Raw genomic sequence first — 23198 nt, 5'->3', positions numbered from 1 at the left:
GCATGATGCCCATGACTACACTCACACGCACACTGCCGGCCGCCGCCCTGCTCGCCGTTTTGGCGAGCGGCTGCGCCGAGTACCCGATCTTCGACAGCAAGCCGGCCCGCAATGGCAGCCACCCGAAAGCCGTCACCGTGATCGACCGCTCGCCCAACCAGCCGGCACGTCCCAAGGAACGCAGCCGCGAGCGCGAGCGCGACGACGGGCCGAAGGAAAGCGACGGCCTGCGCGAAGGCATCCGCATGTACGACGAAGGCGATTACAACGGCGCCATCAGGCGCCTGGGCGCGCGCGACCTGAACAACGGTCCGCTGGCGACGCGCCTGAGCGCGCTCAAGTACACCGCCTTCAGCTATTGCGTGACGGCGCGCCCGGCCCAGTGCCGCCAGGCCTTCGACAAGGCCTTGCGCCTCGATCCCTCGTTCGACCTGGCACCCGGCGAACACGGCCACCCGCTGTGGGGCCCGGTGTTCACCAAGGCCAAGCAGGCTGCCGATTAAGCCTTGACGTTGACGGACGCCGGGAAAGCCGGCGCCCGGCGGTGCAGCGTCGCCTGCTCGTAGGCATACGCCATCCCGATCAGCGTCGCCTCGCTCCAGGCGCCGCCGACGAAGGACAGGCCGACCGGCAAGCCGTGCACGTAGCCGGCCGGCACCGTCACGTGCGGATAGCCCGCCACCGCCGCCGGCGACGAGAAGCTGCCGCCGTAGTGGTCGCCGTTGATGTAGTCGGTCAGCCAGGCCACGCCGCCGGTGGGCGCCACCAATGCATCCAGCTTTTCCTCGCGCATGATCTTGTCGATCCCCTCTTCACGCGCATAGCGGCGGTTGTTGGCCAGCGCTTCGCGGTAAGCCTTGTCCTGCAGGCCCGGCTTGGCCTGGGCCGCGACCAGGTGTTCCTGGCCGAAGTGCTGCAGCTCGCGCGCCGCGTTCTTTTCATTGAAGGCAATGACGTCGGCCATGGTCTTGACCGGCGCATGGGCGGCATAAGCTGCCAAGTAGGCTTCGAGGTCGGGGCGGAATTCGCCCAGCAGCACCTCGAGTTCGCTGTCGTTGTACTTGTCGGTGTTCGGCACCTGCACGTCGACCAGGATCGCGCCCTGCGCCTTCAGCACCGCCAGCTCCTTCTCGATCAGGGCGTCGATCGCCGTGGCGCTGCCGAAGAAATTGCGCGCCACGCCGATGCGCTTGCCCTGCAGGCCATCCTTGCGCAGGGCCCGGGCATAGTCGGCGGACTTGCCGCGGCTGGCGCCGGTGGCCTCGTCGGCCGTGTCGACGCCGCACAGGGCGCTCAAGAGCAGCGCGGCGTCTGCCACGCTGCGCGTCATCGGGCCGGCCGTGTCCTGCGAATGCGCGATCGGGATGATGCCGCTGCGGCTGACCAGGCCCAGGGTCGGCTTGATGCCGACGATGCCGCAGGTCGAAGCCGGCGACACGATCGAGCCGTCGGTTTCGGTGCCGATCGCCAGCGTCGCCAGGCTGGCCGCCATCGCCGCGCCCGAGCCGGAGCTGGAACCGCTGGTGTTGCGGTCGAGCGCATACGGATTGCGGGTCTGGCCGCCGCGTCCGCTCCAGCCGCTGACCGAATGGGTCGAGCGCATGTTGGCCCATTCGGACAGGTTGGTCTTGCCGAGGATGACAGCGCCGGCCTCGCGCAGCTTTTGCGCGACGTAGGCATCCTTGCTGGCGCGTACGCCGTCCAGCGCCAGCGACCCGGCGCTAGTGCTCATCTTGTCCGCGGTCGCGATATTGTCCTTGATCAGCACCGGGATGCCGTGCAGCGGTCCGCGCACTTTGCCGGCCTTGCGCTCGCGGTCCAGCGATTCGGCAATCGCCAGCGCATCAGGATTCAGCTCGATCACGGCGCGGAGCGTCGGACCAGCCTTGTCGATGGCCGCGATGCGGGCCAGATATTGCTGCACCAGGGCTTTCGAGCTCAGCTTGCCGGCCGCCATCTGCGCCTGTTGTTCCTGCACGCCCGCCTCGAGGATGGCACTGCCGGCCGTACTGCCGTTGGCAGCAGCCGAAGCCAGTTGGGCCACACCGGCAGCTGCACCGGCAGCCACACCGAGTCGAACGAAATCCCTGCGATCCATGCCATTCTCCGCGTCAAATAAAATCAAGAATAGCAGTAAAGTTGCCTATGCAACACGAATTAATGCGTGTCCGTTTTGTTGCGAATGAATATTTTGTCATGCAGAATGTGGAAACGTTCCCACACTTCCCTGCCCATGACCACCCAGACTGCGTCCACCAGTTTTGCAGACAGCAAACGCCACTATCCGATCCTCGACGGCCTGCGCGGCGTCGCCGCCCTGATGGTAGTGGCCTTCCACTTGTTCGAAGCGCATGCCGCCAGCCGCTTCGTCCAGATCATCAACCACGGCTACTTGGCGGTCGATTTCTTTTTCCTGCTGTCCGGTTTCGTCATCGGCTACGCCTACGACGACCGCTGGCGCAGCATGACGGTCGGCGAATTCTGCAAGCGGCGCCTGATCCGCCTGCACCCGATGATCGTGGTCGCGATGCTGGTCGGCGCCGCGCTGTTCTACTTCCAGCAGGGTGTGCCGTTTCCGAAAATCCAGGACACGCCGCTATGGCTGATGCTGGCGCTGATGTTCATCGGCATGACGCTACTGCCGGTCGGCGCGGCACTGGACGTGCGCGGCTGGGGCGAAATGCATCCGCTGAACGGCCCGGCGTGGTCGCTGTTCTATGAATATGTGGGCAACCTGCTGTACGCCCTGTTGGTGCGCAGGTTTTCCAGGGTGGCGCTGGGCCTGTGCGTGTTCCTGGCCGGCTGTGCGCTGGTGCATCACTGCGTGGCCGGCCCGCAGGGCGACGTGATCGGCGGCTGGTCGCTCGATCCGGCCCAGGTCCGGCTCGGCCTGACCCGCCTGCTGTATCCGTTCTTTGCCGGCCTGCTGCTGTCGCGCATCGTCAGGGTCGGCCGGGTCCGTCACGCTTTCCTGCTGAGCAGCGCGATCGTCGTGGCGGCGCTGGCCATGCCGCGCTTCGGCGGCGAACAGGCGGTATGGATGAATGGCCTGTACGAATCGGTCTGCATCATCGCCGTGTTCCCCCTGGTCGTGTACCTGGGCGCGAGCGGCAGCGTGCACGCGGGTCCGGTCGCCCGCATGTGCAACTTCCTGGGCGGGATTTCCTACCCGCTATATATAACCCATTACCCTTTCGTGTACGCCTACACGGCCTGGGTCGTCACCCATAAGGTGACGCTGCGCGACGGCGCCCCGGTCGCGCTGGCGACCCTGCTGCTGTGCGTGCTGCTGGCCCATGCCTGCCTGAAGTATTACGACATCCCGGTGCGCCAGTGGCTGACGCGGCGCTACATGGGCAAGGCGGCGGCGCCGGCCCTGCCGTCGAAGCCCCTGGCATGAGTGGCGTGCCCGGGCGGGCGCGAACGCAAAAAAAAACGCTGCCCCTGGGGCAGCGTTTTTTCGTAAGCAGCGATTCGACTCAGTTGCGAACCACGCGCTTGTACTCGGCGGTACGGGTGTCGATCTCGATGGTGTCGTCCTGGTTGACGAACAGCGGCACCGAAATGGTGAACTGCTTGCCTTCGATCGCGTTTTCGATCTTGGCTTCCTTCAGCACGTTGCCCGAAGTGTTGCCCTTGACGGCCGGCTCGGTGTAGACGATCTGGCGAGCGATGGTGATCGGCAGTTCGACCGAGATTGCCTTGCCGTCGTAGAACACGGCTTCGCATTCCATACCGTCTTTCAGGTAGTTGATGGCTTCGCCCATGTTTTCTTCTTCGATCTCGTACTGGTTGTACTCTTCATCCATGAAGACATACAGCGGATCGGCGAAGTACGAGTAGGTCACCGGCTTCTTGTCCAGCACGACGACGTCGAACTTGTCGTCGCCGCGGAACACGTTTTCCAGCGGGGCGTTGGTCAGAAGATTCTTCATCTTCCACTTGTAGGTGAAGCCCGTGCGGCTCGAGCCGTTGACGTCGGAGCGCAGCACGATAAACGGCTTTTCATCGACCATGATGATGTTGCCAACACGGATTTCTTTTGCGGGTTTCATAGAAATTTTTGGATAAAAAATGAGTTGCAGTAATCGAGCATCATACCATGATCCTTACCCGCCGCCTACCGGAGCGACCGGGTGAAATTCAGCAGATTGCTCACCAAGTCGCCGTTCGCCAACATCAGGCCCTGCCAGATGCTGGCGCGGGCCGACAGCGTCGGCAGTTCGGCTTGCAGGGACCTCCACAGCGCCGGCCAATCGGCCGCGCGCCCCTCCTGCCCGCCCTCGACGGCACCGTTCCAGTGCAGCGAAAAGTCGGTCAGGCTGTCGAGATGTCCAGCGTCTCCGGTGTATTTTTCCAGGAAAGCACGGAGTTTAACATGATGCAAGTTTTCATCTTGCGGATAAATGTGCCAAACGAAGGGTCTGCCGGCCCATTGCGCGCGCACCCAGGAGTCTTCGCCACGCACCAGATTCAGGTCGCATGCCCATAACAGGCGGTCGTAGTCGTGCTGCGGCATGAAGGGCACCACGCGCACCGTCAGCCGGCCGCGCGTGGCAACGCTGCCCGGATGCGGCTCGGTGCCCAGGAAGGCGCCGACCTGGTCGCGCGCAACGCCGTCCGGCACCAGGCACAGCACCTCGCGCTCGCCCTGGCGCCAGGCCTCGAACAACTGTGCCACCGGTGCGTGCGGATAGCAGAACAGGCTGGCCCTGAACGCAGCCATCTCGCCGTCGGTGACGCCCAGGCCGGCAAGGAAGGCCGCCTGCGCCGCCGGGTCGGCCTGGAAGCGGTCGCGCACGTCGAGCAGCCCCTCCTCGCGCAGCAGGCCGCCGGTGCTGGAGGTGAATCCCGGGAAAAAGAAATGCTTGGTCAGCTTCAGGCGCGGGTGCATCGAGGGCAGCCTGTGGCAACCCTCGACCCAGGCTTCCGCGCTCAGGCCTTCGTAGTTGATCCAGACCGGGCGCGGTTCGCGCCGCGCCATCGCAGCCACATAGCCGGGCGGAATCTCGACACCGAAGAATTCGATCACGATGTCGGGCACGTCGGCCGCCGTGAAGCTGCCTTCCTGGCCCTGCCAGTGGCGTACCTGCACGCCCTCGACCACCTGCTCGGCGGCTTCCGGGGCCACCGCCGGGCAGATGCGCCGGAAACTGCGCAGGTCGTCGACCCAGAGCGTCACCGCGATGCCATGTTCGGCCTGGAACTGGCGCGCCAGGCGCCAGCAGATGCCGATGTCGCCATAGTTGTCGACCACTTTGCAGAAAATGGCCAGCGAAATCGGTGGGTCGGGGTGTCGGGACATGCTCGGAACGGGGCAGCTAATATAGAGAGTGAGGGCGCCATTGTAGCGGCTTTCATGGGTTCAAAAGACTGCTCGCCATTCCCCGATCCTGGCAGGCGCACCAACCTGGTGAATCGACGCCAGCAAACGGTGCAATCCCGGCGCACTATGCGCCATCGCAAAGCACGAAATAACCGGGATGAATTGCGTACCCGGCCACAAACTTCATCGGGGTCACCCTATCCAACAGCCACCTGTAGAAAAGCGGACCGCTCAGGTGGTCTCCGCCGGTGTCGCCGCGTCGGGAACCCTCCACCGCGGCGGTCTTTTTCATCGTACGCGTCCGCCGGCATCGGAGCCGATGTGCGGCGGCCGCATCCAGACAAGGAGTTGGTCATGAATGAATTTCAGCAGCTCGGCGTTGGACAGCAGGCAGGACAACAATTTCAACCGGAACTCGCGCCGCAGGGGTTCTTCGGCAGCGTGCTGGGCGCGCCGCTCGGTGGACTGATCGGCCGTGGCATTGGCGGCCTGTTCGGCAATGCCCAGCTGGGCAGCCAGATCGGCCAGGCAGCCGGCGGCATCGGCGGCGGCTTCCTGCCGCTGTCGGCCGACCCCTACCAGCAACTGCAACAGCAGCAACAGCTGCAGCAACTGCAGCAACTGCAGCAGGGGCAAGGCCAGCTCAGCCCGCAAGGCTGGTTCGGCAATGCCATCAGCCAGTTCGGCCGGCCCTTGGGCGGCTTGATCGGCGGCATCGCCGGCAACCAGCAGCTGGGCAGCACCATCGGCGGCATCGCTTCGCAACTGGGCGGCATGCTGCCGTTCTCGGCCGGCCCGCAGCAACAGTTCCAGCAGCATCCGCAGGTGCAGGCGCTGGTCCAGCAACTGCAGCAGCTGCACCAGATCCAGCAGCAGATCCAGCAACAGCTGCAGCAGCTCGCCCAGCAACAGCAGCCGCAGCAGGCACAACAGCAGCCGCAAACCATGCAGCAGGCAGGCCAGGGCCAGATGGCGCCGCAGGGCTGGTTCGGCAATGCACTGTCGCAGTTCGGCCAGCCGGTGGGCAGCTTCATCGGCGGCCTGGCCGGCAACCAGCAACTGGGCAACACCATCGGCGGCATCGCTTCGCAACTGGGCGGCATGCTGCCGTTCTCGGTCGATCCCTACCAGATGCAGCAGCTGGCCCAACAGCAGGCCCAACAGCAGGCCCAGCAGCAGGCACTGCAGGGGCAGCAGGGCCAGCCGGGCCAGCTGGCACCGCAGGGCTGGTTCGGCAATGCCATCAGCCAGCTCGGCCGGCCCCTGGGCGGCTTGATCGGCGGCATCGCCGGCAACCAGCAACTGGGCAGCACCATCGGCGGCATCGCTTCGCAACTGGGCGGCATGCTGCCCTTCTCGGTCGACCCCTACCAGCTGCAGCGACTCGCCCAGCAGCAGGGCCAGCAGCTGCAGCCGGGGCAGTATCCGGTCTACACCACCCCGTCGGCACAGGGCAATACCGTGCATTGACGGCATCTCGACGCCGCCGCGTTGATTTTGCGGCATCGACGTCGCACTGAAGGCGCATCGGCAAACCCGATGCGCAACGACCCGATCGAGGAGGAGATCCGCATGCCAACCGCAGCTGAAACCAGCCGCTACATCATCCGCGCCGTCGACGATGGTCCGGCGCTCGCCGCCTTCATCGCCAGCCTGCGAGCCGACGCCGCCGTACGGCTGCTCGACACCATCGGGCCAAAGGCGCAACCGCACACCGCGGTGGTGGAAACCGATGCCGCGACGGCGGAGCGGCTCGAACAAGCGTTCCGCACTTCCAACCAATTGATGATCGAACCGGACCGTCCGCTGTCGCTGTTCGACTAGCGCGGCGCCGCATCGATCCGAAAGGAACAGACATGGCCAAAATACCAAACGGCGGGCAGCCGGACGGGCCCAATGGCACGGAAGGGGCGCCGATCCCGGTCGCCGGCGATCCGCCGGGACGGCGCGTGGGCGAGCGCAAGAAACGCTTCCTGGTCACGCCGCAGCCGGCGCCGGAAGGCCTGAGTCCGTTTGGCCTCAGCCCCTTCGCGCTGGGCTCGCCCGGCGTCCAGCCCCTCACGCTGCAGTCAGTCGAACAGGCCCTGCGCGCCGCGCCGGACATCGAGGTGGTGGGCACGGTGGGCACGGCCAGCACCCGCAGCATCGGCCTGATGGAATCCGGCATGAGCAACGGCAACCCGGGCGGAACCCTGGTCGCGCGCATGACCGACGACAAGGCGCGCGCCCTGCTGCAGCAAGCCCAGGGCCGGCTGGTGGTCGAACGCGACCAGCACCTGCACCTGCTCGACCCGGTGCCGCGCCACCCTACCCTGGTGAATTCCTTCGCCGCCTACGACGGCCCGCACTTCGACATCGACCTGGTGGTGCTGGGCAAGGACGGCGTGCCGCTGGGGGGCGCCGAAGTTTCGCTGTTCGGTGGCCTGCTGCCGGCCGCCGGCCTGACCGACGACCAGGGCCGGCTCACGCTCACGGTGCACGGCGACTCGCCGCACACGGTCACCGGCCTGTACGTGAAGCCGCGCGCCGACTACTGGAGCTTTTACCAGCGCGATCCCGACCTGGCACCCGGCGAGCCGAACGTGGTCGGGCTGCAGGCGCTCTCCGACTGGCCGCAGATGCCGGGCTTCCCGGGCCGCAGCACGGTCTGCTGGGGCGCGCGCGATGCGCCTGGACCAGGTGCCGCCCTCGTTCCGCGGCCAGGGGATCCGGGTCGCCATGATCGACTCCGGCGCCGCCACCACGCATGCCGACCTCAGCCGCATCCGCGCCGGCTTCGACGTCATCAAGGACAATTACGAGACCTGGAACCAGGACCAGCTCGGCCACGGTTCGCACTGCGCCGGCGTGATCGCCGGCTACGATCCGGCGTTCGGCATCCGCGGCTTCGTGCCCGACGCCGAGATCCACGTCTGCAAGCTGTTCCCCGGCGGCCAGATCAGCCAGCTGATCCAGGCGCTCGAATACTGCATCGAACACCAGATCGACGTGGTCAACCTCAGCCTCGGCGGCACCGGGCCCTCGCCCGCGCTGGAGCAGCAGATCCTGCGCGCGCGGCGGGCCGGCGTCGCCTGCATCGCCGCGGCCGGCAATTCCGGCGGGCCGGTGCAGTATCCGGCAGCCTCGCCCTACGTGCTGGCGGTGGCGGCCGTCGGCAAGATCGACGAGTTCCCGCGCGACAGCTACCACGTCGAGACCATCCACCCGGACGTCGACGCCCAGGGCTTTTTCACGGCCAGGTTCAGCTGCTTCGGCCCGGATGCGCTCGGCCGAGCGGGTGGAACAGCTGTTCCGCCTGATCCGCATGAGCGCGCGCCGTGTCAGCCAGGCGGCACCGGCGCGGATCGGCTACGGGATGCCGGATGCACTGGTCGCACTGGGCCTGGCGCCGGGCGTGAACCAGCAAGCCTTCCAGTCGATGCTGGGTTCGCTGATGGGAACGATGCCGATGGCGCCGGCCGCCATGCCGGAGATGGCGATGGGTGCGCAGCAGAGGACAGGGCCGGTCATGCCCTTCGGTTTTGGCTGGTAGAAAATGAAAAACCGGAGCACCTCGACGCGCATGCGCGTTGGTCTGCTCCGGTTTTGACTGGCGTCCCCACGGGGATTCGAACCCCGGTACTCACCGTGAAAGGGTGATGTCCTAGGCCTCTAGACGATGGGGACCTAAAACTGTATTACTGCAAATTCCTGGCGTCCCCACGGGGATTCGAACCCCGGTACTCACCGTGAAAGGGTGATGTCCTAGGCCTCTAGACGATGGGGACCCTGAACTACCGATTTACTGCCAACTTGGTGGAGGTAAGCGGGATCGAACCGCTGACCTCTTGCATGCCATGCAAGCGCTCTCCCAGCTGAGCTATACCCCCCAAAACTTCTCATGACCCGACAACTGCATCAATAAAAAAGCCGCTTCAAGGCGGCTCCTTGCGTTGCGTGTCTGGCGTCCCCACGGGGATTCGAACCCCGGTACTCACCGTGAAAGGGTGATGTCCTAGGCCTCTAGACGATGGGGACCTAAAACTGTGTACTGCATCGATACCGCTCGCTGGGTGGCGGCATCTGACTACTACCAAAATCTTGGCGTCCCCACGGGGATTCGAACCCCGGTACTCACCGTGAAAGGGTGATGTCCTAGGCCTCTAGACGATGGGGACCCTGGACTGCTACGACTACCTTCTGAAACTTGGTGGAGGTAAGCGGGATCGAACCGCTGACCTCTTGCATGCCATGCAAGCGCTCTCCCAGCTGAGCTATACCCCCGTTTCAGAGAGACAGTATCATAACATACTGTTTTTACTTCATGCAGCGCCGTTTTCACAACACTGGCGTCCCCACGGGGATTCGAACCCCGGTACTCACCGTGAAAGGGTGATGTCCTAGGCCTCTAGACGATGGGGACCCTGGACTACCGATACTACCTGTTACCTGCCATTTACTGCACACTTCAGAACGTGGTGGAGGTAAGCGGGATCGAACCGCTGACCTCTTGCATGCCATGCAAGCGCTCTCCCAGCTGAGCTATACCCCCGCAGCGCTGAAGTGCGAGCATTATAGGGGATAGACTTGCATTACGCAAATAGCTTGAAAAGAGTCACAGCCCTTTTTGTACGCGTGCCACTACGACCTCGCGGCCGAACAGCTCCAGCACGGCGTCGATTGCCGGCGTCTGCAACTGGCCGGTGACGAGCAGGCGCAGCGGCATGGCCAGCTGCGGCATCTTCAGGCCGTTCGCGGCCAGCACTTCCTTCATCATGGCCGACAGGGCCGGCTTGGTCCATTCCACGCTCGCGAGCTTTTCCGCGAACTGGGCCAGGGCCGGACGCACGGCATCGGTCAGGTGCTGCGCCAGCAGCGCCTGATATTCCGCGTTCGCGGGATCCGGCGTGCGGTAGAACAGCATCGCCGCATCGGCCAGTTCATTGATGGTGTTGGTGCGCTCCTTCATCAGCGCCAGCACGCTGGCCAGCGGCGGCGCGCCTTCGAAGACCGCGCCTGCCATCTTCGGACGCGCCAGTTCGGCCAGGCGTTCGTTGTCGGCCTGCTTGATATAGTGATTGTTCAGCCACGCCAGCTTTTCCGGGTTGAACTGGGCCGCCGACGCGGTCAGGTGCTCGAGGTTGAACCACTCGGTGAATTGCTCCATCGAGAAGATCTCGTCGTCGCCGTGGCTCCAGCCCAGGCGTGCGAGATAGTTGAGCATCGCTTCCGGCAGGAAGCCCTGCTCCGGATACTGCATCACGCTGACCGCGCCGTGGCGCTTGGACAGTTTCTGGCCATCCGGCCCCAGGATCATCGGCAGGTGGCCGTACTGCGGCAGTTCGGCGCCGAGCGCGCGCAGGATGTTGATCTGGCGCGGCGTATTGTTCACGTGGTCGTCGCCGCGCAGCACGTGGGTGATCTTCATGTCCCAGTCGTCGACCGACACGCAGAAGTTGTAGGTCGGGGTACCGTCCGGACGCGCGATGATCAGATCGTCGAGTTCCTTGTTGGCGATCGTGATCGGACCCTTGACCACGTCGTTCCAGGTGACTTCGCCATCGAGCGGGTTCTTGAAACGCACGACCGGCTTCACGCCCGCCGGGACTTCCGGGAGCACCTTGCCCGGTTCCGGACGCCAGGTGCCGTCATAGCGCGGCTTTTCGCCGGCAGCGCGCATGCGTTCGCGCATCGCCTCGACTTCTTCCGGCGAGCAGTAGCACAGATAGGCGGTGCCGGCTTCCAGCATGCCCTCCACCACCTCGCGGTAGCGGTCCATGCGCTGCATCTGGTAGAACGGACCTTCGTCGTGGCTCAGACCCAGCCACTGCATGCCGTCCAGGATGGCCTGCACCGCTTCCGGGGTCGAACGCTCCAGGTCGGTGTCTTCGATACGCAGGATGAAGGTGCCGCCGAAGTGGCGCGCATAGGCCCACGAATACAGCGCGGTGCGGGCGCCGCCGAGGTGGAGATAGCCGGTCGGGCTGGGAGCGAAACGGGTACGGACGGTCATGATAAAAGTAAAATGACGACGCCCTCGCGCGAAACACGGCGGAGCGACGTCGGATGAATGAGAAAGCAGCTATTTTACAGCCTTGCCATCTGGCTGGCGTAGCGCTGTCGGCATAGTTCGAATGGCAAATCGTTAATTTCAATAATTACTTTACAGAAACTTAAAGTTTAGATAAAGTTCTGCCTCTTTTTCCGCAATTCGCCCTCCTTTCACCATGCCGAACGATCCGAGCACCGCCTCCATCGCGCCCCTGCGTGGGGAATTCGTCAATGCGTCAGAAGAGGTCGGGTTTCTGCATCACCAGGCGCCCACGATCCTGCGCGACCTGCGCCGCGCGGTGCTGCTGTGCGCCCTGTGCTACTGGCTGTTCGGCGTCACCGACGTGATGGCGCTCGGCTTGCACGGCGCCATCGTGCCGCTGCTGGCGCGCTTGACGCCGCCCCTGATCGCCCTGGCCGGGATGGCCATGGTGCGGCATACCGCGGCACCGGTCAAAACCGCCTACCGGCTCTCCACACTCACCACCACGCTGGGGATGGCCAGCTACCTGGTCGTGGTCTGCTACCGCCCGTACGACACGCTGCTGCACGGGACGGCGATCGGCCTGATGGTCCTGGCTGTCCTGATCTTCATCCCGAACCGTCTGCCCACGGCCTTCCCGATCGCGCTCGGCGGCAGCATGGTCTTCGTGCTGCTGGCCTGGTACATGCACACCGAAGACACGCGCCACCTGATCTCGATGACGCTGATGATCCTGTTCGCCAACGTGTTCGGCGTGGTCGCGGCGAACCGCCACGCGCGCCTGTGGCGCGAGCAGTACTGGGCACAGCAGGTGCTGACCAACCTGTCGATCCGCGATCCGCTGACCGGCTGCTACAACCGGCGCTACCTGAACGCCGCCCTGCTCGACGGCGAGATCGCGCGCGCACGGCGCTACCGCCTGAACCTGTCGCTGATCATGTGCGACCTCGACGGCTTCAAGACCATCAACGACACCCACGGCCACCATGCCGGCGACGAATTGCTGCGCAGCTTCGCCACCCTGGTGCTGGCGATGACGCGCGACACCGTCGACACCGTGGTGCGCTACGGCGGCGAGGAATTCCTGATCATCCTGCCGGAGACGCCGCTGGACGGCGCGGTCGAACTGGCCGAGCGGATACGCGCCACCTTCGCCGGCCAGCAGCTGCAGCTCGGTGCGGCGACCCTGTCGACCACCGCCAGCTTCGGCGTGGTCAGTGCCGACTTCGCCGCCGCCAGGGCGGTCACGCCGCAAGCGCTGATCGCGGCCGCCGACGAACTGATGTACGACGCCAAGCGCGGTGGACGCAACCAGGTGCGCTCGCACCAGCTGACGCCGCACCTCGGTTTCGCCTGAGCCTCTGCTTATTTGCGCGGGGTTCCTGCCGGAGACGTTTCCGCCGGCATGGCCGCGGGCTGCTGCCGCCGGTGCAGGCGCACCGGCTGGTCCTGCGCCGCCCGCGCGCGCAGCTGGCCGCAGCCGCCATCGACATCCTGCCCGGCCGAATCGCGCAGCTTGGTCAGGATGCCGCGCTCGAACAGATGGGCCGCGATGGCCCGGGCCTTGTCCCAGCCCGGCCTTGCGTACGGCAGGCCGGGGTTGGTGTTGTACGGGATCATGTTCAGCACCGCGTACTTTCCGCGCAGCAGGCCGACGATCGCATCCAGCTCGTCCTGGCCGTCGTTGACGCCGTCCAGCAGCGTCCACTGGTACTGGATCGGATACCCGGTCAGGCGCGCATAGCGCTCGCCCTCGGCCACCAGCTCGGCCGGGTCGAAGCGCGGCGCGCGCGGCAGCAGGTGTTCGCGCAATGCCGGCTTGGTCGTGTGCAGGGACAGCGCCAGCGCCGGCTTCACCCGCCCGTGCGGCAGGCGCTCGAAAACGCGCGGGTCGCCGACGGTCGAGAACACCAGGTTCTTGTGCGCGATGTTGCCCTCGATGCCGAGCAGCGCGATCGCTTCCAGCACGTTGTCCAGGTTATGCGCCGGTTCGCCCATCCCCATGAACACGACCTTTTTCACGGGCCGCCGGCGCCGCGCCAGCACCACCTGGGCGACGATCTCGCCGCTGGTCACCTGGCGCACCAGGCCGCCCTGCCCGGTCATGCAGAAGCGGCAGCCGACCGCGCAGCCGACCTGGCTCGACACGCACACGCCGTCGCGCGGCAGCAGCACCGACTCCACCGTCTGCCCATCGTGCAGGCCGACCAGCAGGCGCGCCGAACCGTCTTCTGCGGGATGGGTGCTCAGGATGCGCGCCAGGCCGTCCAGTTCCGCGTCGATCTGCGGCAGCGCTTCGCGTACGGGCTTCGGAAGGAAATCGTCGGGGCGGCGGCGGCCGTGGTGGTGACCGCTGTCGCGGATCCAGTCGCGCAGGATGCGGTCTTCGTGCAGCGGGAGTGCGCCGAGGGCGCGCAGGCGGGTGCGGATGGATTCGATGCGCACGATGAGTAGGGCTAAGCGTGAGAACGGATAGGTACTTGTAAACGTCGTCCCCGCGGAGGCGGGGACCCAAGTTCTGCGAGCATCTCGACAACGCGTGCAACTTGGATCCCCGCCTGCGCGGGGACGACGTGCGGAAGCCAACTCACAAAACCGGGGTCGGAGCCCAAAGGAAAAACCGGGCTCTGACCCCTTCGATCAGTCGTTTTTCACGACGATCGTCGGGAACTTGGCGCTCATGTCCTTCGCCTGCTCCGCCACCTTGATCGCCACCTTGCGCGCGATTTCCTTGTAGATCCCGGCCACCGCGCCATCCGGCTCGGCCACCACGGTCGGCGCACCGGAATCGGTCTGCTCGCGGATCGACAGCTGCAGCGGCAGCTTGCCCAGGAACTCGATGTTGAAATCGGTGCTCATCTTCTCGCCGCCACCGCTGCCGAAGATCGCTTCGACGTGGCCGCAGTTCGAGCAGATGTGGGTGCTCATGTTTTCCACCACGCCCAGGATCGGGATACCGACCTTCTCGAACATCTTGACGCCCTTGCGCGCGTCGAGCAGCGCGATGTCCTGCGGGGTGGTGACGATCACGGCGCCGGTGACCGGCACTTTCTGGGCCAGGGTCAGCTGGATGTCGCCGGTGCCCGGGGGCATGTCGACGATCAGGTAATCCAGGTTGCGCCAGTTGGTCTGTTCCAGCAGCTGCTGCAGGGCCTGGGTAACCATCGGGCCGCGCCACACCATCGGCTCGTCCGGGTCGATCAGGAAACCAATGGAGGAAACCTGCACGCCGTGGTTTTCCAGCGGCTCCATGCTCTTGCCGTCCAGCGTTTGCGGACGGCCGCTCACGCCCAGCATCATCGGCTGCGACGGGCCATAGATGTCGGCGTCCAGCAGGCCGACGCTGGCGCCTTCGGCGGCCAGGGCCAGCGCCAGATTGACCGCGGTGGTCGACTTGCCGACACCGCCCTTGCCGGAGGCGACGGCAATGATGTTCTTCACGTTCGGCATCACTTTCAGGCCACGCTGCACGGTGTGCGAGATGATCTTCTGGGTGACGTTGACGCTGACGTTCTCGATGCCGGGCAGCTGGCGCAGCGCGGCGATGACGGCGCTGCGGATGCCGGCGATCTGGCTCTTGGCCGGGTAGCCGAGTTCGACGTCGAGGGCGACATTGCCGCCATCGACCTGGATGTTCTTGACCGACTTGGACGAAACGAAATCTTTATTGGTATTAGGATCGACGACGGCGGACAAGGCCGCTTTGACGCCTTCTGCAGTGATGCTCATGTAAATCTCCGGATGTGATACGCAAGTTTAGCGCAAAACCGTGTATTGACTGAGGTCAGGGGCAAGAATAGCGCCAATACCCCCTGCGCGTTCAGGGACATCCGCTGGTAAAATGCCTTTTTTCATATTTTCACCACCCCTTCCGACCATGACACGCAAGCTGTTCGTCACCACTGCCCTGCCCTATGCCAACGCCGCCTTCCACATCGGCCACATGATGGAGTACATCCAGGCCGACATCTGGGTCCGCTTCCAGCGCATGCAGCATGATATGGACGAGAACGGCAGTGGTCAGCCGCGCGTGGTGCACTTCGTCGGCGCCGACGACACCCATGGCACGCCGATCATGATCGCCGCCGAGAAAGAAGGCGTGACGCCGCAGGAATTCGTGGCCAAGATCGCCGCCGGCCGCGCCCAGTACCTGGACGGTTTCCACATCGCCTTCGACAACTGGTATTCGACCGACTCGCCGGAAAACGTCGACCTGTCGCAGGGCATCTACCGCCGTCTGCGCGATGCCGGCCTGATCTACACCAAGACTGTCGACCGTTTCTATGACACGGCGAAAGGCATGTTCCTGGCCGACCGTAACATCAAGGGCGAGTGCCCGGTGTGCCACGCCAAGGACCAGTACGGCGACAACTGCGAAGTCTGCGGCGCCGCCTACCAGCCGACCGAACTGATCAATCCGTACTCGGTCTTCACCGGCTCGACCCCGATCCTGAAACCGTCCGAACAGTATTTCTTCAAGCTGTCCGACCCGCGCTGCTTCCAGTTCCTGAAGGAATGGCTGAACACGCCGGGCCGCCTGCAGCCGGAAATGGTCAATAAAGTGTCCGAATGGCTGGGCGAGAACGGCGAAAAGCTGGCCGACTGGGATATTTCGCGCGACGCGCCTTACTTCGGCATCCCGATTCCGGATGCGCCGGGCAAGTTCTTCTACGTCTGGCTGGACGCGCCGGTCGGCTACCTGGCCTCGCTGAAGAATTACTTCGAAAAGAAGGGCCTCGACTACGATGCCTTCCTCAAAGACCCGGGCGCCGAGCAAGTGCACTTCATCGGCAAGGACATCGTTTCCTTCCACCTGCTGTTCTGGCCGGCGATGCTGAATTTCTCGGGCCACCCGATCATCGACAAGCTGAAGGTCAATGTCCACGGCCACCTGACCGTGAATAACGAAAAGATGTCGAAGTCGCGCGGCACCGGCATTTCGCCGCTGCGCTACCTGGACCTGAAAATGAATCCGGAGTGGCTGCGCTACTACCTGGCGTTCAAGCTGAACAGCAAGGTCGAAGACCTGGACTTCACCGGCGAGGACTTCGTCGCCCGCGTCAACAGCGACCTGATCGGCAAGTACGTCAACATCGCCTCGCGCTGCGCCGGCTTCATCGCCAAGAAGTTCGACGGCAAGCTGGCCTCGACCCTGTCCGACAATGCGAAGGAATGGATCGCACGTGCCCTGAACGGCGAAGTTAATGGTGCCCACGGCGAGCGCCAGGCATCGATCGCGGCCAACTTCGAGGCGCGCGAGTTCGGCAAGGCGCTGCGCGAGATCATGGAGATCGCCGATGTCGCCAACCGCTACGTCGACGAGAACAAGCCGTGGATCCTGGCCAAGGACGACACCAGGATCGCCGAGCTGCACGACGTCTGCACCGCCGCGCTGATCCTGTTCCGCCAGCTGACCATCCTGCTGTCGCCGGTGCTGCCGCACGTGGCGGCGCGCGTGCAGGAATTCCTGGGCGATGCCGGCTTCACCTGGGCCGACACGACCGGCGCCGCCGTGTACGAAACGATGCTGGGCCGCACCATCGGCGCCTACAGCCACCTGATGCAGCGCGTGGATGCCAAGATGGTCGAGGATCTGTTTGATAAGCCGGCGCCGGTTGCCGCACCTATCGTGGCCGCGCCCGCTGCCGCGACCGCAGCACCAGCCGAAGCCGGCGAAGCGCCGGAAGCTGGCGATATCGAGGAACTGGCCCCGGAAATCTCGATCGACGACTTCACCAAGATCGACCTGCGCGTGGCGAAAATCGTCAATTGTGAGCACGTCGAAGGTTCGAGCAAGCTGCTGCGCCTCACGCTGGACGTGGGCGAAGGCCGTTATCGTAATGTGTTCTCGGGGATCAAGTCGGCCTACCAGCCTGAACAATTGATCGGCAAGCTGACCGTGATGGTCGCCAACCTGGCGCCGCGCAAGATGAAGTTCGGCGTGTCGGAAGGCATGGTGCTGTGTGCATCGGCCAAGGATGAAAAGTCCAACCCGGGCCTGTATGTGCTGGAGCCGGTGTCGGGTGCGCAGCCGGGGATGCGGATTCGCTGAGCCGGGCCTCGTGACTTGAAACGTCGCCCCGCCTGCGCGGGGATGACGTTCATGGGCGAGTGACTCCGGCAAGCTATTTCTTGCCTCAGCAGCATCGTTTTTTTACGAAGCAGTGGCGTTATAATGCCCTGCTTTATCAGCAACACCAATAAACCAATAGGCGGCCGGCCCAGCCCGAGCCCCAGTCCTTCTTATATAGGTAGCGAACAATATGACCGAATACAAAGCCCTGAGACACATTCCGCACGCGAACCTGTTCCGCCAAGGTGACGTGTTCGTCCTGTTCGGCGAACTGTTCGGCCGTGGCTACGCAAACGGCCTGGTCGACGAGGCGCGCGCCGCCGGCATGACCATCCTCGGCATTACCGTCGGCCGCCGCAACGACGACGGCAGCCTGCGCGCCCTGACCGCCGAAGAACACGCCGAAGCCGAAGCCAAGCTCGGCGGCCGCATCGTCAATGTGCCGCTGATGGCAGGCTTCGACATGGATGCGCCGGCCGGCGAGCAGAACCCGACCGAGATGCTGTCCGGTATCACCCTGAAGGGCTGGCAGGAAGACAAGCTGGACTGGGACAAGATCGAAGCCTGCCGCCAGGCCGGCGTGCGCCGCTTCAGCGAGTCGGCCAGCCAGGCCATGGCCGAGATCGACAAGCTGATCCCGGACGGCGCCAACGTGTTCTTCGCCCACACCATGGCCGGCGGTATTCCCCGCATCAAGGCTTTCCTGGCCATCGCCAACCGTATCTACAAAGGCCGCGGCGACCGCTTCATGTCCTCGCGCGCCCTGTTGGACAGCGACCTGGGCAAGCTGATCCTGATGAACTTCGACGAAGTCTCGGCCAACACGCTGAAGTACCTGATCGACGCCTCGGGCGCGATCCGCGAGCGCATCACGGCCAAGGGCGGCCAGGTGCGCTACACCGCCTACGGCTACCACGGTACCGAAGTGCTGATCGGCGACGAGTACAAGTGGCAGACCTACACCAACTACACCCAGGGCTACGCCAAGATGCGCCTGGAGTCGATCGCCGAGGCGGCCTGGCAGCAAGGCATCTTCGCCACCGTGTTCAACTGCCCGGAAATCCGCACCAACTCGTCCGATATCTTCGTCGGCGTCGAGCTGTCGCTGTTCCCGCTGCTGACCGCCCTCAAAAAAGAGGGTGGCGGCGCCTGGGCACAGGCACAGTGGGACACCTGCCAGTCCCTGCTGGGCGAAGGCGTGTCGCTGCAGTCGATCCTGGACAAGCTGGAAAGCTACCTGCAGACCGAGACCAGCGCCGGCTTCCGCAACTACGAAGCCTGGCCGATGGACAACACGCCGGAACTGGCCGACCTGATGATCGGTACCTCGGACGAGATCACGTCGCTGCACACGGACAAGAAAGCGCTGATCACCGATCACCTGTCGGCGCTGGTGGTGGAAGCCACCGGTCCGCTGATGTTCCACGGCGCCGCCGAAAAGATCGCGCCGGTGCTGTGGCTCAACCACGACATCATCGCCCGCCAGCTCAACGAGCTGCACAAATAAGGCGGCGCAGCAGTATCATTGCATGTTCGCCCGGGCGGCCCAGTCGCCGCCCCGGTATTCCTTGTAAGTCAAGCCAAGAGAACCATGAGCCTGTTCAAGAAACACGTCAACTACGAATCCGATCACACCAAGTTCATCAAGGAACTGAAGGAAAAGACCCCGGGCATGGACGAGCGCCAGCTCGCCGGCCGCTCCCTGCTGTGGGACAAGACACCGCTGTCGCTGGACGAGCAGCGCCGCATCGCCGAATCGCGCCTGCGCCAGAACGCTTATCCGTACCAGACCAAGGTCTGAGGATCCGGGCCGAAGGCTGACGCCGATGATGCCGGAAGAAATAGCCGGCGACGGCACCTCCACTGACGGGGCCGCCGGGCCGCCGCAGCCGGACAAGGAACATGCGCTCAACGCCGCGGCCGATGCTGCCGAGGCGGCCATTGCACGCCTGTACGGCGAGCCGCTGCTGCGCCTGCCCACCGACCTGTACATCCCGCCCGACGCGCTCGAGGTGTTCCTGGACGCCTTCGAGGGTCCGCTCGACCTGCTGCTGTACCTGATCCGCAAGCAGAACTTCAACATCCTCGACATCCCGATGGCGCAGGTAACCCTGCAATACCTGGAATACGTCGAGCAGATCCGCAAGAGCAACCTGGAACTGGCCGCCGAATATCTGCTGATGGCGGCGATGCTGATCGAGATCAAGTCGCGCATGCTGCTGCCGAAGCGCCAGGACGACCTGATCGAGGAAGCCGGCGACCCGCGCGCGGAACTGGTGCGGCGCCTGCTGGACTACGAACAGATCAAGCTGGCGGCCCAGGCGCTGGGCGCCCTGCCCCAGGTCGACCGCGACTTCCTGCGGCCCGAGCTGACCATCGAACAGGGCCTGGCCCCGGTCTGGCCGCACGTCGACGCGCACGACCTGCAACGCGCCTGGATGGATGTGCTGCGCCGCGCCAAGCTGACCCAGCACCACCGGATCGGGCGCGAGGAGCTCTCCGTGCGCGAGCACATGTCCGCCATCCTGCGTACACTGCAATCGCGCCGCTTCATCGAGTTCGCGGAGTTGTTCGACAGCCATGCCGGCGTACCGGTCGTCGTCGTCCATTTCGTGGCCATGCTCGAGCTGGCCAAGGAAACCCTGATCGAAATTACCCAGGCCGAAGCGTTCGCGCCGATCTATGTGCGGCTGGCCTATTCGCCGGCCTGAACACGCTTCACGTACCACGCTTTACACACCGAGTCCCCCATGAAAATCATTTCCTCCATCGACGACTTGCGCGACCAGCTGAGTGGCCAACTGCGCACCGCCTTCGTGCCCACCATGGGCAACCTGCACGAGGGCCATCTGTCGCTGATGCGCCTGGCGCGCAAGCACGGCGACCCGGTGGTCGCATCGATCTTCGTCAACCGCCTGCAGTTCGGCCCGAACGAAGACTTCGACAAATACCCGCGCACCTTCCAGGCCGACGTCGAAAAGCTGGAAAAGGAAGGCGTGTACGTGCTGTTCGCGCCGACCGAGAAAGACTTGTATCCGGAACCGCAGGAATACCGCGTGCAGCCGCCGGACGGCCTGGGCAACATCCTGGAAGGCGAATTCCGCCCCGGCTTCTTCAACGGCGTGTGCACGGTCGTCACCAAGCTGTTTTCCTGCGTGCAGCCGCGCGTAGCCGTGTTCGGCAAGAAGGATTACCAGCAGCTGATGATCATCCGTAACATGGCGCGCCAGTTCGCCATGCCCACCGAGATCATCGGTGCCGAGACCTTCCGTGCCGACGACGGCCTGGCACTGTCCTCGCGCAACGGCTACCTGTCGACCGAAGAACGCCTCGAGGCGCCCTTCCTGTACCAGACCCTGAACTGGGTGGCCGAGCAGACCCGCGGCGGCCACCCCGACCTGCTGGCGCTGGAGCGTGCCGCCATGGCCCGGCTGGCCGAGCGTGGCTGGAAGCCCGACTATGTCTCGATCCGCAAGCGCATGAACCTGCAGGCACCGACGGCCGACGAACATGCGGCCGGCGCACCGCTCGTCGTCCTGGCCGCGGCCAAGCTGGGCAATACGCGCCTGATCGATAATCTCGAGATCTGAATAATTTCCAATAAGAAAATTACCTGTAGAAATTATTAACGGAACTTGGTAGACTCGGGGTTTGGCTTTTTACCCCATCCCCGTAAAAAGGAACCTTCGTGACTGATCTCAGCTTCATGCCCATGCGCAAAGGACCGCCCATGCTGTCGGACGCGGTCGACCGGATCACCCTGAACACCGTGGCGCACGAGATGCGCGATCCGTTCGACATCGGCGACACGCTGTCGATGCTGGCCCAGACCGGTGAAGCGGTCACGGTCTACCCGCCCGGGCGCGACCTGGTGATGGCACGCATCGCCTCGATCGACCCGGAGCGCCGCACCTTGATCCTCGACCTGGCCGAGGACAGCCTGCTCGACGAGGGCCGCACCTGCTTCGTGGCTTCGCTGGGCGGCAACGCCAAGATCCAGTTCGAACTCGATGCCAACTGGACCATCGTGCCCGGCGAGGGTAACCTGGTCGAGCTGCCGTTGCCGGTGGCCTGCCTGGTGCTGAACCGCCGCGCCGAACAGCGCCTGGACACCCCGATCGGCGTCAACTACAGCGCCAGCTTCACGCTGCTGGGCAAGGTCCTGGAAATGCCACTGTATGATTTCTCGCGCGGCGGCGTCGGCCTGCGTGCGACGCCGGACCAGGCATACGAGCTGTACGTGGGCAAGAAACTGGAAGGCGTCGACCTCGAGCTCGGCAATTCGCTGGCGATCAAGGCCGACCTCGAAGTGCGGCTGCTGCGGCCGTTCCGGACCTTCCTGCTGGGGCAGCAGGTGCAGGTGGGGTGCCGGATCTCGAATATCACCATGCAGATGCGGCAGGGGCTGGACCGGGCGGTGAATACCGCGCAAAAGCGCAAATAATGACGCGAATGCGTTCGCTCAAATGACAAACGGCCCAGATGGGCCGTTTTGTTCTTAGTACCACTACCTCGTCGTTCCCGCCTGCGCGGTAACGACGGTTTGAGGGCGCCGGCCTCAATTTTTCTGATGCCCCTCAAGCCGCCACATTCTGCGCCCAGGCCAGCGCCGACAAATGCGCCTTGTTGACCTCGGCCGGCGAGATCTCCAGCGACCCCGCCAGCGACGCCACCAGGTTCGAATTCAGCTCGCACGCCTCCGCCAGCGCCAGGTAGGGCCCGTAGGCGCCGTCGCGCGTCACCAGCGCCCGCACCACCGCGTCCGGCAGCTGGATCGTGTCCAGCACTTCCTGCATCGTCAGCCCCAGCAGGCGGTCCAGCAGCGAGAACATGCCGGCCACGAACAGGTGCTCGGCGTCGGCCTTGCCCAGGTGCTTCTGGCCCAGCAGCTCGCACAGGCGCGCGCGCACCACCGCGGTTTCCATCAGCACCGGCGAATAGCCGCTGCTGCTCGCCGTCGCCAGCAGCAGCACCAGCCAGCGGTACAGCGGCGCGTAGCCGAGCATGGCGATAGCCTGGCGCAGCGACTGGATGTCGCGGCCGGCGCCGAAGCCTGCGGAATTGATGAAGCGCAGCAGCTTGTAGGTCAGCGCCGGGTCGCGCTTGAGCACGGCTTCGATCCTGGGCACGTCATCGTTGTTCTGCACCATCTGCATCAGCTGCAGGATGATGGTCTGGGCCGGGTTCATGCCCTTCACCGGATTGCCCGGACGCGGGGTCAGGTGCAGCTTGCCGACGATGGAATCGATGCCGAGCGCGGCGCAGGCGTCGAAATCCTGCCAGGTCGAGACCGGACGTCCGACCAGGCGCAGCGTAGACTGCTTGGCGGCGGCGTAGGTGCGGGCCTGGGTGGCGACGTCGGTGCCGGCGAACTTTACTTCGGCATACGATGCCAGCGGCGCCAGGTTGCGCCCCAGCAGGTCGAGGTTGGCGCCGCGGATCGAGATGCCGACCCCGCCGGCACGCAAGCCCTGCACGGCGGCGCGGGTGTCGGCATTCGCCAGGTCGCGTGCACGCACCGACAGTACGGTGCGCTCGGGCGGCAGCGCATGCAGGGCATCGATCGACAGCATGGCGGGCACGGCGTCGAGGAACAGCACCTTGTCGCGCAGCAGCCAGCCCTGCTCGTCGTCGACGAGGTGGGCGGCGACGAAGCCGACCAGATCTTCGAGGTCGGCGTCGGCGAACGCATGTCCGTTCTGCTGCCAGCAGAGTTCGTAGCCAATCACACGCTGTTTCGGGTCGAGCAAGGGCTCCCGGACGATGTAGTTGGTCTGGTGCATTTT

19 protein-coding genes, 8 tRNA genes and 1 pseudogene are annotated in these 23198 nt (G+C 64.6%); 13 read left to right on the top strand and 15 right to left on the bottom strand.

Features of this window, described 5'->3' with window-relative positions:
• Positions 1-11 precede the first annotated feature (11 nt).
• Entirely contained in the window at positions 12-503 is a 492-nt protein-coding gene (locus FBX97_RS17430) for a TssQ family T6SS-associated lipoprotein (RefSeq protein ID WP_255517507.1), read from the top strand.
• Here the strand turns inward: FBX97_RS17430 and FBX97_RS17425 are convergent.
• Positions 500-2098, bottom strand: coding sequence for an amidase (locus FBX97_RS17425; protein WP_141833877.1), 1599 nt, complete (start codon positions 2096-2098; stop codon positions 500-502). The two genes, FBX97_RS17430 and FBX97_RS17425, sit on opposite strands and share 4 nt — an antisense overlap.
• Positions 2099-2233: 135 nt before the next feature.
• Between FBX97_RS17425 and FBX97_RS17420 the strand changes: the two genes are divergently transcribed.
• Positions 2234-3400 carry an acyltransferase gene (locus FBX97_RS17420; RefSeq protein ID WP_141833874.1) on the top strand — a complete coding sequence of 389 codons (1167 nt, stop codon included), beginning with the start codon at positions 2234-2236 and terminating at the stop codon, positions 3398-3400.
• A gap of 79 nt (positions 3401-3479) precedes the next feature.
• Here the strand turns inward: FBX97_RS17420 and FBX97_RS17415 are convergent, their stop codons facing one another.
• Both FBX97_RS17415 and earP read right to left on the bottom strand, forming a co-directional pair.
• Entirely contained in the window at positions 3480-4055 is a 576-nt protein-coding gene (locus tag FBX97_RS17415) for an elongation factor P (protein WP_141833871.1), read from the bottom strand.
• Between the two features lie 65 nt (positions 4056-4120).
• Positions 4121-5305, bottom strand: a complete 1185-nt coding sequence (earP, locus tag FBX97_RS17410; protein ID WP_141833868.1) for an elongation factor P maturation arginine rhamnosyltransferase EarP — start codon at positions 5303-5305, stop codon at positions 4121-4123.
• Between the two features lie 375 nt (positions 5306-5680).
• On the opposite strand from earP, the gene FBX97_RS17405 reads away from it, so the two are divergent.
• The 4 genes and pseudogenes from FBX97_RS17405 (at position 5681) to FBX97_RS30195 (ending at position 8858) form a co-directional block, all read left to right on the top strand.
• Entirely contained in the window at positions 5681-6796 is a 1116-nt protein-coding gene (locus tag FBX97_RS17405; RefSeq protein ID WP_185748621.1) for a hypothetical protein, read from the top strand.
• Between the two features lie 69 nt (positions 6797-6865).
• A complete protein-coding gene (locus FBX97_RS17400) occupies positions 6866-7150 on the top strand; it encodes a hypothetical protein (protein ID WP_255517506.1) in 285 nt (94 codons plus the stop codon).
• 840 nt (positions 7151-7990) lie between these two features.
• A pseudogene (locus FBX97_RS30200) lies at positions 7991-8491 on the top strand (S8 family serine peptidase); the annotation flags it as partial.
• Between the two features lie 112 nt (positions 8492-8603).
• Entirely contained in the window at positions 8604-8858 is a 255-nt protein-coding gene (locus FBX97_RS30195; RefSeq protein WP_255517505.1) for a hypothetical protein, read from the top strand.
• Positions 8859-8916: 58 nt separating this feature from the next.
• On the opposite strand, the gene FBX97_RS17390 is transcribed toward FBX97_RS30195, so the two are convergent.
• The 9 genes from FBX97_RS17390 to gltX form a co-directional block, all read right to left on the bottom strand.
• A tRNA-Glu gene (locus FBX97_RS17390) sits at positions 8917-8992 on the bottom strand.
• 25 nt (positions 8993-9017) lie between these two features.
• Positions 9018-9093, bottom strand: a tRNA-Glu gene (locus FBX97_RS17385).
• Positions 9094-9119: 26 nt separating this feature from the next.
• Positions 9120-9195: transfer RNA gene (locus FBX97_RS17380), tRNA-Ala, on the bottom strand.
• 72 nt (positions 9196-9267) lie between these two features.
• Positions 9268-9343, bottom strand: a tRNA-Glu gene (locus FBX97_RS17375).
• A 64-nt stretch (positions 9344-9407) separates the two neighbouring features.
• Positions 9408-9483: transfer RNA gene (locus FBX97_RS17370), tRNA-Glu, on the bottom strand.
• Positions 9484-9513: 30 nt separating this feature from the next.
• Positions 9514-9589 (bottom strand) — tRNA-Ala (locus tag FBX97_RS17365).
• Positions 9590-9652: 63 nt separating this feature from the next.
• A tRNA-Glu gene (locus FBX97_RS17360) sits at positions 9653-9728 on the bottom strand.
• 53 nt (positions 9729-9781) lie between these two features.
• A tRNA-Ala gene (locus tag FBX97_RS17355) sits at positions 9782-9857 on the bottom strand.
• 63 nt (positions 9858-9920) lie between these two features.
• Positions 9921-11318, bottom strand: a complete 1398-nt coding sequence (gene gltX, locus FBX97_RS17350; RefSeq protein ID WP_141833865.1) for a glutamate--tRNA ligase — start codon at positions 11316-11318, stop codon at positions 9921-9923.
• Positions 11319-11532: 214 nt separating this feature from the next.
• On the opposite strand from gltX, the gene FBX97_RS17345 reads away from it, so the two are divergent.
• Positions 11533-12696, top strand: a complete 1164-nt coding sequence (locus tag FBX97_RS17345) for a GGDEF domain-containing protein (protein ID WP_141833862.1) — start codon at positions 11533-11535, stop codon at positions 12694-12696.
• An 8-nt stretch (positions 12697-12704) separates the two neighbouring features.
• On the opposite strand, the gene FBX97_RS17340 is transcribed toward FBX97_RS17345, so the two are convergent.
• Positions 12705-13784: an RNA methyltransferase gene (locus tag FBX97_RS17340; protein ID WP_141833859.1), complete on the bottom strand. Its 1080-nt coding sequence runs from the start codon at positions 13782-13784 to the stop codon at positions 12705-12707.
• 195 nt (positions 13785-13979) lie between these two features.
• Positions 13980-15068 (bottom strand): iron-sulfur cluster carrier protein ApbC, encoded by a 1089-nt coding sequence (gene apbC / locus FBX97_RS17335; protein WP_141833856.1) that lies wholly within the window; start codon positions 15066-15068, stop codon positions 13980-13982.
• Positions 15069-15216: 148 nt separating this feature from the next.
• Between apbC and metG the strand changes: the two genes are divergently transcribed.
• From metG to FBX97_RS17305, 6 genes are all read left to right on the top strand, one after another.
• Entirely contained in the window at positions 15217-17391 is a 2175-nt protein-coding gene (gene metG, locus FBX97_RS17330) for a methionine--tRNA ligase (protein ID WP_141833853.1), read from the top strand.
• Positions 17392-17602: 211 nt separating this feature from the next.
• Positions 17603-18919: a hypothetical protein gene (locus FBX97_RS17325; protein ID WP_141833850.1), complete on the top strand. Its 1317-nt coding sequence runs from the start codon at positions 17603-17605 to the stop codon at positions 18917-18919.
• 84 nt (positions 18920-19003) lie between these two features.
• Positions 19004-19213, top strand: coding sequence for a DUF3460 family protein (locus FBX97_RS17320; protein WP_141833847.1), 210 nt, complete (start codon positions 19004-19006; stop codon positions 19211-19213).
• Between the two features lie 25 nt (positions 19214-19238).
• On the top strand, positions 19239-20123 hold the full coding sequence (locus tag FBX97_RS17315; RefSeq protein ID WP_185748620.1) for a ScpA family protein: 885 nt from the start codon (positions 19239-19241) through the stop codon (positions 20121-20123).
• A gap of 39 nt (positions 20124-20162) precedes the next feature.
• Positions 20163-21002 (top strand): pantoate--beta-alanine ligase, encoded by an 840-nt coding sequence (panC, locus tag FBX97_RS17310; RefSeq protein WP_141833844.1) that lies wholly within the window; start codon positions 20163-20165, stop codon positions 21000-21002.
• A gap of 98 nt (positions 21003-21100) precedes the next feature.
• On the top strand, positions 21101-21856 hold the full coding sequence (locus FBX97_RS17305; protein WP_255517504.1) for a flagellar brake protein: 756 nt from the start codon (positions 21101-21103) through the stop codon (positions 21854-21856).
• 133 nt (positions 21857-21989) lie between these two features.
• On the opposite strand, the gene FBX97_RS17300 is transcribed toward FBX97_RS17305, so the two are convergent.
• Positions 21990-23195, bottom strand: coding sequence for an EAL and HDOD domain-containing protein (locus FBX97_RS17300; protein WP_141833841.1), 1206 nt, complete (start codon positions 23193-23195; stop codon positions 21990-21992).
• Positions 23196-23198 lie beyond the last annotated feature (3 nt).

The organism is Herbaspirillum sp. SJZ107 (genome assembly GCF_006715485.1).
GTDB lineage: Bacteria > Pseudomonadota > Gammaproteobacteria > Burkholderiales > Burkholderiaceae_D > Telluria.
The sequence above is the reverse complement of the archived record's forward strand: the minus strand, read 5'-3'. Positions and strand labels throughout refer to the sequence as shown.